Annotated in this window: 11 protein-coding genes; 5 read left to right on the top strand and 6 right to left on the bottom strand. The window is 42.7% G+C overall.

The window, feature by feature from the left end; all coding sequences use genetic code 11:
* Window positions 1–149: 149 nt before the first annotated feature.
* The 5 genes from I1H34_RS31940 (at window position 150) to I1H34_RS31920 (ending at window position 3,439) form a co-directional block, all read left to right on the top strand.
* Window positions 150–551, top strand: a complete 402-nt coding sequence (locus tag I1H34_RS31940) for a hypothetical protein (protein ID WP_212667299.1) — start codon at window positions 150–152, stop codon at window positions 549–551.
* Entirely contained in the window at window positions 541–1,227 is a 687-nt protein-coding gene (locus tag I1H34_RS31935; RefSeq protein ID WP_212667298.1) for a hypothetical protein, read from the top strand. Before I1H34_RS31940 ends, I1H34_RS31935 begins: the two co-directional genes overlap by 11 nt.
* A gap of 8 nt (window positions 1,228–1,235) precedes the next feature.
* Complete coding sequence (locus I1H34_RS31930) at window positions 1,236–1,505, top strand: hypothetical protein (RefSeq protein ID WP_212667297.1); 270 nt, start codon at window positions 1,236–1,238, stop codon at window positions 1,503–1,505.
* A 474-nt stretch (window positions 1,506–1,979) separates the two neighbouring features.
* On the top strand, window positions 1,980–2,885 hold the full coding sequence (locus I1H34_RS31925) for a hypothetical protein (RefSeq protein WP_212667296.1): 906 nt from the start codon (window positions 1,980–1,982) through the stop codon (window positions 2,883–2,885).
* Window positions 2,886–3,067: 182 nt separating this feature from the next.
* Complete coding sequence (locus I1H34_RS31920; protein ID WP_212667295.1) at window positions 3,068–3,439, top strand: hypothetical protein; 372 nt, start codon at window positions 3,068–3,070, stop codon at window positions 3,437–3,439.
* Between the two features lie 127 nt (window positions 3,440–3,566).
* Here I1H34_RS31920 and I1H34_RS31915 read toward each other — a convergent pair whose 3' ends face one another.
* The 6 genes from I1H34_RS31915 to I1H34_RS31890 all read right to left on the bottom strand — a co-directional run bounded on the left by I1H34_RS31915 (window position 3,567) and on the right by I1H34_RS31890 (window position 6,848).
* A complete protein-coding gene (locus I1H34_RS31915) occupies window positions 3,567–4,004 on the bottom strand; it encodes a hypothetical protein (protein WP_212667294.1) in 438 nt (145 codons plus the stop codon).
* A 586-nt stretch (window positions 4,005–4,590) separates the two neighbouring features.
* Window positions 4,591–5,127: a hypothetical protein gene (locus I1H34_RS31910; RefSeq protein WP_212667293.1), complete on the bottom strand. Its 537-nt coding sequence runs from the start codon at window positions 5,125–5,127 to the stop codon at window positions 4,591–4,593.
* 79 nt (window positions 5,128–5,206) lie between these two features.
* The gene (locus I1H34_RS31905) at window positions 5,207–5,605 is read right to left on the bottom strand and encodes a hypothetical protein (RefSeq protein ID WP_212667292.1); all 399 of its coding nucleotides are present in this window, start codon (window positions 5,603–5,605) and stop codon (window positions 5,207–5,209) included.
* 163 nt (window positions 5,606–5,768) lie between these two features.
* Window positions 5,769–6,059, bottom strand: coding sequence for a HigA family addiction module antitoxin (locus tag I1H34_RS31900; protein WP_212667312.1), 291 nt, complete (start codon window positions 6,057–6,059; stop codon window positions 5,769–5,771).
* On the bottom strand, window positions 6,059–6,331 hold the full coding sequence (locus I1H34_RS31895) for a type II toxin-antitoxin system RelE/ParE family toxin (RefSeq protein WP_212667291.1): 273 nt from the start codon (window positions 6,329–6,331) through the stop codon (window positions 6,059–6,061). The genes I1H34_RS31900 and I1H34_RS31895 overlap by 1 nt, the downstream gene beginning before the upstream one ends.
* Before the next feature lie 46 nt (window positions 6,332–6,377).
* Window positions 6,378–6,848 (bottom strand): hypothetical protein, encoded by a 471-nt coding sequence (locus I1H34_RS31890; RefSeq protein WP_212667290.1) that lies wholly within the window; start codon window positions 6,846–6,848, stop codon window positions 6,378–6,380.
* Window positions 6,849–6,908 lie beyond the last annotated feature (60 nt).

The raw sequence follows: 6,908 nt of genomic DNA, 5'->3' as shown, positions 1-6,908 counted from the left end.
AAACAACTCAAAGGGGTCTATGGTCGGCGACTGAATTGCCTAGATGGAATCGCTAGAGAAATTGCTGAGACATTCCCTCAGTTGGACAAAGACCCCATGATCCTGAGAATGGCCGATGCTTATCTGACGATTAAAGGAATGGTGGCCGTATGAGTAATCGCAAAACCTTGAACCTCAATTTCAGCACCAGGCCGACCACTCGACTCGCAGCCACGATTGACACGATGAAAGAGCTGTATGGCACGGACATCAAAGCAGCAACCGCTAACTTGCTGGAATACATGATGGCCCCTATGACTGCGGCTCTATCGGGTGCGTCCAGAAGCGAGGTTGACACCTTGATTGAGAAATCCTTGGCTCGGGCGAGATTGCATCTTGAATCAGCGCGAATTTATGTGAGTGGTGATGAGATTCCAGAAAAAGTCACAGAATCATTTGCTGATCCAGAGGCATCTTGCCTATCCTCCCAACAAGAAGACTCTTCCCCACCCGTTGAAGATGAAGAGTTTGACTACAGCAAACCCATTGGAGTATTTGACGATGATTACTAGTGAAATCTTAGACCTACTGAAAGTTGATGATGCTGAGCTAGAAGAGATTCTTGAAGCTTGTAACTGGACAGACCAGACTGAGTTCACAGATGAGCAATCTGAAACATTGCTCGTGATGAAGACTCTCCATGATGAGAAGGGGTATGACTATATTGATGCCTACCTTCGCAGCATCGGCCAGAGACTACAAGTGAATGACAATCTATTCAATGAAATTTATGCCGCTATACAAGCCGAGAATGGGTTTCTGATTGACTACCGGGATCGGTTTGAGGAGATTTGCGAACAGGTCAATGATTGTGTGTCTCCCGCTGAGGCGATCATCCCTCCTCAGCCCGTGGTCGAGGATACACCCCCAGTCATTGAGGCTGGGTCAGATCCTGAGTCGATCCAGATGGAGAGGTTCATTGATGAGCAGGCCAAAGCTGCGATAGTTGTCACCATCTCTCAAATCAAAGGGTTTGCAGACCTGGCCTATGAGGAACAGGAACGGCTGAAGAATCTGTTTATGACCAAGTATCGCCAGGGCTTAGCTAAGGAACTCCTTTCCGACGATTTCAAGGCTGAATTTATGGCACGGATGACCGCAAGCTTGGAGGGCAAGGGAGCAGAAAAAAAGCAGGGAGAACTCACTGGAGTACAGAACCCTACGCCATTGTTGTCCAGCAGCAACTAACGGCCCGGATGGATGGCCTGCTTGCGGAAAACGAGAAGGCCATCAAACAGCGCATTGTTGATTTAAAGCTCAAAGACAAGGAAATCAGTCAGCTTGAAAAGCTCCAGCGAATTAAGCGGACTGAGAGGGAAATTAAACGAGAAGGAACATGGTTCAAAATCGCGCTTATTGGAATTGGTCTAGTGATCGGCATACCTGCTGGGGGCTTACTCTATCACCTGAGCGTTGGGCAGAATGCGGCTGTGACTTCGCCCATTGAGCAGGTTTCGGGGAAGTGATTGCGGGGGTGGTATTGGGGATTGCGAGATTTGCGATCGCAACTTGATACCAATCCCCAACATCACACCTATTAATTCACCCAGTCTTTCAAACTTTCAAACTTTCAAATTCTATAGGGGTTCTGTATTACCTAACTTAATCCCCAACTATCTACTCAATACCAATGCTCTAAATTTTTATTTTCTATATGGATTCTGTATTGCCTAACTATGGAGGCTCAGTTATGAGCGTAACTCTAGACCAACCAGAACAAGAACTTGAAACCATTGCCCGAATGCTGGAAGAAAACTACTTTGTGGAGAAAAACTAATGAAAGGTTGTCTGATTGTTCTTCTGATCCTGATTACCCCCTTATTGCTCCTTGCAGGCCCCATTGGTTGGGTCTTAGGGATAATCGCCTGGATTTTGCTCCTCAAGTGAGGTACTAGACTTGTTGATTTTTCTCTAAATACCCGTGCAATCGGAGAAAACTGATGACAAATACTCAAAACCACGATGAATCTCCGGGTTGGGAGTGGGAGAGTTTTGCAATTGCATGTTTTGTTGTAATTGCACTCTCAACCTTGGTAGGACTCATCGCTTTACCTAAAAAAGAAGGAGAAAACCTTTCTTTGTCCTTTTGGGCACTTACAATTCCATTTACGATATCTTTTTCTGTGGTTGGGTGCTGGTTGTTGGACCCTCGCGAAGGTTGTCCCCTGGAAGATAAAAAGCCCAACAGTGCAACTGGCAATTCTGAAGCCAGACGAGAGGCCAGAGCTGACGATCCGCAGGTTCATACCCATGCCATTCTGGATACCTCGTTTGATGAAAAGCTTGCCATCGTCACCAAAGATGTAGCTGAAATCGCTCAACGAGTGGGAGCGCTGGATATGGCTCTAGTAAAGCGGGTCAGGCCATTACAGACTAAAGCTACAACAGTAAGGGAAAAAGAACAGCAAGCTAGATACGCACTAATTGCAAGGCTGAGTGATTTGGGTACGGAGACTAGCCCCATAGATGCTTTGCAGGGGGCTATCCAGATTTGCTCCGATACTCGGCTGTGGGAGCATCCAGCAAGGGCTGCAACGGTCCACATTGACACGCAGCGGCTTTACAACGAGGGGAAGATCTGGCCCACTATTCGAGACCATCATATCGTTTGGAGTCTTGACCCTGATTATGATCCACCAGATGAGACAGATGAAAATAAGCAAACGCCTTTCCGTCCCTTTCGTTGCTGCTCCCGGTGCAAATATATTGGCAAGTATTACGACTGCTGCGCGGTTGTGCCCTTCGGCTGTGGCACGGGTAACCCATCTGAGCAATGCCGGGAATTTGAGCGTGAGGACGGTGGTACTCCAGTTCTAGAGCTAACGATTGATGATGTGCCGTTTTGAGTATTGTGGTTCGTACTGCAGGGATGCGATAGCCGTTGCTTGCTGTCCGTAGGACTTAGGTCGGTCGGAGACCATCGCAACTCAATACCAAACCCTCGACATCACACCTATTAATTCACCCAGTCTTTCAATTTTTCAGATTCTCTATGGATTTTGTATTACTTAGCTACTGAGGCACAATCATGACAGTAAATCTGGATCGACTTTTTGGATCGCTCAATCTCGCTAACACCATCATCAACGGTGATTTCTCCGGGTTTGAGCTGGCCTCTTACTCTGATGTGCTAAGCGAAATCAATGGCCCTCTCAATGAGTCGCTATTTAGCAATCAAGCAAAGGGCATGGGCTTTCTGATCAAAGAATGGCCCGAAAGAACAAGGGTGCTTCTTTATGATTTTTCGGCTCCTAATCCCCTGGCAGAGGTGGAATATAACAGCGATAACCCAATGCTTGACATGCTACTAAAGAAGCTCTGCAATCCTTCCTATGAAATACCATTGACTGATTTTGAAGCTGTGAAATCTCAGATTCTACAGGGGATTTATATTAACTAGGTAATTTTGTTTTTAAAAGCTATTTGTTTGGGGTGTGTTGTCCATTAAAACCGAAATAATGACTAGGTAATTCTAATAATCCAGGATTAAAGTAAGGATGAATAGGTATTAGACCAGCTTGGTGATTTTAATCTTCAAAGCAGCCAATGTGAGTCAGCCTAATATGTGGTGACAAAAATACTGATCCTTCCTTATTTTGAAGCCATAAACGAATGATTGAATTTGTTGGAACATTCTTGACATAACCATCTAACCACAGCCCATACCGAAAGAGTCCATTACGCTCAATAACAAACATGTCTTTAAAAGGCTTTACTGCAACTTTACATTTTACACGCTGCGTTTCAAGGACTCGGCCATCGCTCCAAACACCTCTGTTACGGATCTCCTGGTTAATGTCTGGTATACGCAATCTATATTTTGCTTGACATTCAATCTTACGTGCTGGTGGGCTTCCCATATATGGTGTTACATGAGCAACACTACAGATCTCAATACCAAGACTCGTTATGACTAAATCTCTTCTAGTTGTATTTTGAAATAACACATCGAAGGCTGGATCCAAACCAGGATAATGTAGATTCCAAAAGTGCTTCTTGGGTCTTTGTAAAAAAGGAGTAGAACGGGATGCAAGTTTATAAAACCAAGCTTTAATCCTAAGCACACTCTTAACAAATTTTTGAGTGCGTGTAGGACTATAGCGGTATCTCGGGTAATAACTTCCTGGAATACACGTGGGGCTTTGTCCTAGAGTATCAGTCAATATCCAGCCATCTGAAGGGCCAGATGACCATAGTAAATCAATAGTAAACTGAGCGCTTGACCTTCTTTGCTGTTCCCGCCATAGCCATCCGAAGAACGTACATAGGGATGCGATAACTGTAAATGAAAATACAATAATTTGAAGTAATGACGAAATATTTAGCACATTGAACTATTTAATAAATAATAAAATTCTACTTTAAAAGGTATTTATATAAACATGACATCAATTAATCGATCTCCACTCATTTTAGACCAATTAGCCAAGATATATCACTTCCAAGCTATAGGTTTGGAAGTGATCTTATTTTCTTATCACAAATAGTAGAGAATACACCTTTTCCTGATTCAATTCTCCGTAAAATAAATAACATTTCTAAAACTAAGGCTTAAGGCCAACTATATAACTTTCTAAGGTGCAATATTTCACTTACAAGTTCTGACTGATATGAATTACAACTAAGTTGAATTCTTAAAGGGTTACCAGTAGAGATTTTCAGGATTTTATAAAAAGGGAATTCAATGTTCGCACCGTACATGATTTTATAGTTACTAAAATAGTCTCCTAATGGATCATGCGCATAAAATAGTTTTCTCTCTTCATCGTATCCAATTAAGAGTATAGTATGCCTTTCGCCACTTTTAAGCCTAATTGAGGTGTTTATCGGGAGGCCAAGTTTTAGTATTTTTTTGCAGTCACTTATAATGGCATCATCACACCAAAAAGCAAATAAGTTGAAATGATTATAACAAGTGAGTAAACTAAATTCTGGGATGACGTAACTCAATCCTCTCTTGACATATTTGTTTGTCCAAGTATATTCAGGGTATTTTTTGATCAGCTGATGATAGCAAAGTTCTGCATCCTGCAATACATATTGCATCAAAATATCAGCAGGAGTATATTTCTGGACAAGTCCTAGCATCTTGAAAAAATGTCTAACACCAAATATACGATAAGCCTGAAAAGTCAGCGCTTTGAACCACCAACTTAGACTTCGATATCTAATGTGTTGTGTCATTTTCAGAGGTGATTTTGGTGCCGTCTGGAAATTTTATCGTAAAAGAATCTTTTGATCTGTTTATAATTTTAATCTCTCCTTCAGAATCATTGATTTTATATCTTATTTCTGTATTTCTTCTTTGTGTGTAGGGCATATTATCTAATATTTTAAAAGAGAGAGATTTTACTAAATCCCATATTAGTCCTGATGCAGCCGAAGTAATTATAAAGTTGAAAGCTATTAGCAATAATTCTTCTTTCTCAAGCCCGAATTCGACATTATCTTCAACTAAATCAAACTTTATATTTTCATCTTTTAGTAAAGAAGTTAAATTACTATACTTTTCCAAAAATGCTTGCTCCGAAGTGGCCTCAATTATGATGGATAAGTCTTCAGCCATACTATATCTCCCAGGTAATATTTACCTTAACTCCTAATACGTATAGCGTTATATGCACTACCGCAAACATCTATTTTAATGATGAAATTCAATAGAATTATTTACCTAGCTCTCTGTTTCGTCATTTTCGTTGGGCGTCGCTGAATCTGTCTCCATTGGTTCATTAAACCTTAACCGCCAACCGCTTTAACTCAGCATGGTCATTATCTTGTTGTGCATTCCAAACATCATGATCGGCCTGCATTCGCATCCAGGTTAGCGGCTCCAGGCCCAAAACCCTAGACAGCCTCACGGCCATGTCAGAGCTAAGGTCGATTTTGCCATTGACCAGCCTTGAGAAATTACCGGGGCTGACCTCTAGTGCATTAGCAACATCGGTCAGGGTCCATTCATTCGGTTCAAGAAACAATCCCTGAATGACCTCGCCGGGATGGGGTGGGTTATGCATCAACATCAATGGTAGTCCTCGTAATCAAGCACAATAACGTCGCCATCAGTGAATTCAAAGGTGAGTCTCCAGTTGCCACTAACGCGAATCGACCATCGAGAGCTTGGCTTTAACTTATGGAGATAGAACCCAGGAATATCAAGCTCTAGCACATTCGAGATGCTATTTAACACTTGTAGCTGTAACCTCAATCGCGCCTGGTGTTTTGCTTGGATGCCCGCAGTTGAGCCAGTCTCGAAAAAACGCTTAAGTCCTTTGTGGCGAAAGCTTTTAATCATGTCACTATCATAATATGTATATTGTACAATGTGCAATATTCACGCACTAAACAACGTGTAAATGTCGCTGTTTCTTGGCCTTGGGCTTGAGTGAAGCAACTACTCGGGCGTATTGCGCGGGGTATTCTGCGGGGCTTTTGAGGTATGTCAGCTCATCGGCCATAGAAGACCCTAACCAATTCCAATTGATTTCCTCGTCAGTTTGGGTGGTTGAAAGCCCATGAAGGCTCTCGAAATATTCTGCACCGTGTTGCTCCATCATTCGATTGGCTTTAGCCATTACGGAAGCGTAGCGGTTCTTATCATCCTGTGAGGATCGGGGGCACTTCATGGACTGTAGTTCACGCATGGCGCGAAACAGAGATAGAAGGCTTGAGCTGCGTTCACGGATTACTTCATCCCAACGGCAAGACGGATGTTCAATGCGGTTTGCAACATACTCAGCGAATCTCAAGGCTTCCCGATATTTGGCGACTTTAACAGTGGTGAGGGTAGTGGCTGCGGGGAAGTAAGTCATCGGTTTGTCTTTGCGTTTCAATATAAGTATTATAACATTTATATGCTTGAGTTCAAGCAT

The sequence above is a fragment of the Acaryochloris marina S15 genome (assembly GCF_018336915.1).
Classification (GTDB): domain Bacteria; phylum Cyanobacteriota; class Cyanobacteriia; order Thermosynechococcales; family Thermosynechococcaceae; genus Acaryochloris; species Acaryochloris marina_A.
The sequence above is the reverse complement of the archived record's forward strand: the minus strand, read 5'-3'. Positions and strand labels throughout refer to the sequence as shown.

Coding starts and splice junctions, on each gene's coding strand:
- I1H34_RS31925 (WP_212667296.1), top strand. CDS start 1,980: ATGACAAATACTCAAAACCACGATGAATCTCCGGGTTGGGAGTGGGAG.
- I1H34_RS31895 (WP_212667291.1), bottom strand. CDS start 6,331: ATGATTAAAAGCTTTCGCCACAAAGGACTTAAGCGTTTTTTCGAGACT.
- I1H34_RS31890 (WP_212667290.1), bottom strand. CDS start 6,848: ATGACTTACTTCCCCGCAGCCACTACCCTCACCACTGTTAAAGTCGCC.
- I1H34_RS31930 (WP_212667297.1), top strand. CDS start 1,236: ATGGATGGCCTGCTTGCGGAAAACGAGAAGGCCATCAAACAGCGCATT.
- I1H34_RS31910 (WP_212667293.1), bottom strand. CDS start 5,127: ATGCTAGGACTTGTCCAGAAATATACTCCTGCTGATATTTTGATGCAA.
- I1H34_RS31900 (WP_212667312.1), bottom strand. CDS start 6,059: ATGTTGATGCATAACCCACCCCATCCCGGCGAGGTCATTCAGGGATTG.
- I1H34_RS31940 (WP_212667299.1), top strand. CDS start 150: ATGAGTAATCGCAAAACCTTGAACCTCAATTTCAGCACCAGGCCGACC.
- I1H34_RS31905 (WP_212667292.1), bottom strand. CDS start 5,605: ATGGCTGAAGACTTATCCATCATAATTGAGGCCACTTCGGAGCAAGCA.
- I1H34_RS31935 (WP_212667298.1), top strand. CDS start 541: ATGATTACTAGTGAAATCTTAGACCTACTGAAAGTTGATGATGCTGAG.
- I1H34_RS31920 (WP_212667295.1), top strand. CDS start 3,068: ATGACAGTAAATCTGGATCGACTTTTTGGATCGCTCAATCTCGCTAAC.